Genomic DNA, 867 nt, shown 5'->3' on the forward strand with positions numbered 1-867 from the left:
AAAATCGACAAGGAGATCGCCGGCTTTAGGCGCAACAGAGCGCACGATGACGTGCACACCGCCACTACCACAGCACTGACCTCTTCGCGAAACACCTTGCGGCGCACCTACGGAACAGCATTACATCGGAGAACTTCGCGGAACGAAACGGCTCATCAGTCTTTCTCTGACCTTCGGGAGGTGCCCATGACTTCTCAAGCCATAGAAGGCGCATGTGCGTTCGCCTGGCGGAACTACTTGCTGCGCCATAGTGGTATTAGTGAGAACGATAACAGGCGATCCGCCCTCTTTCGCTACGTCACCAATCTTCGCGATGCTGGCGAATATGATTTCGATCTCTTGCAGATAGCAGCGGTCGCTTACCTGAAAAAGCTGGACGAACTGCATGACGACCGACATGCGAGACTCGCCGCAGATCAGGCTTTAGCCGAGGGGTTAGCATCACGTAGTGCACAACCTGGCAGGTCGCTTTGGGCTTAATCACCCGAGCAGAAGGAGCAAGCAGCCATGGTAGACAACATCTCTAATTCAGGCCGTTTCGCGCGCGACGCCCAAAAGCGCACAACCGCAGCGACAGAAATCGGTATGATTGCCTTGAAGCCAATTATGCATTTTCAGGTCTCAATTCTGAGGATGTGGGCCGACAGCATCGAAAGGTTTGCGGGCAATTACGAAAAGGGATTCGAAGAAACCGTGACGGCAGTCGAGGAACAGTCCGACAAGGATCGCGTCGCGTAAATCAACGCAATCGTTCGGCGGAGTCGGAGTTGGGCCATTCGCGTCGATTTTGCCCGCGTCTTCTCGATGTCCGCTCTGGCCCCGACTGCCGACGTGCCGGACACGATGGCGATCTTCGCCTTCGGGCCA

The 867-nt window shown here is 55.5% G+C and carries 2 protein-coding genes; both read left to right on the forward strand.

Translation table 11 applies throughout. The features are described 5' to 3' along the window. On the forward strand, positions 1-480 hold a 480-nt coding region (locus AC0L3A_RS40745; protein WP_473256582.1), incomplete at its 5' end, for a hypothetical protein. Positions 481-507: 27 nt separating this feature from the next. Next, positions 508-738: a hypothetical protein gene (locus tag AC0L3A_RS40750; protein ID WP_007595374.1), complete on the forward strand. Its 231-nt coding sequence runs from the start codon at positions 508-510 to the stop codon at positions 736-738. The last annotated feature ends 129 nt before the right edge of the window (positions 739-867 follow it).

It is taken from the genome of Bradyrhizobium sp. MI1.3, from assembly GCF_055811695.1.

Excerpts from the sequence above, each read along its gene's own strand:
- AC0L3A_RS40750 (WP_007595374.1), top strand. The coding sequence starts at position 508 with ATGGTAGACAACATCTCTAATTCAGGCCGTTTCGCGCGCGACGCCCAA.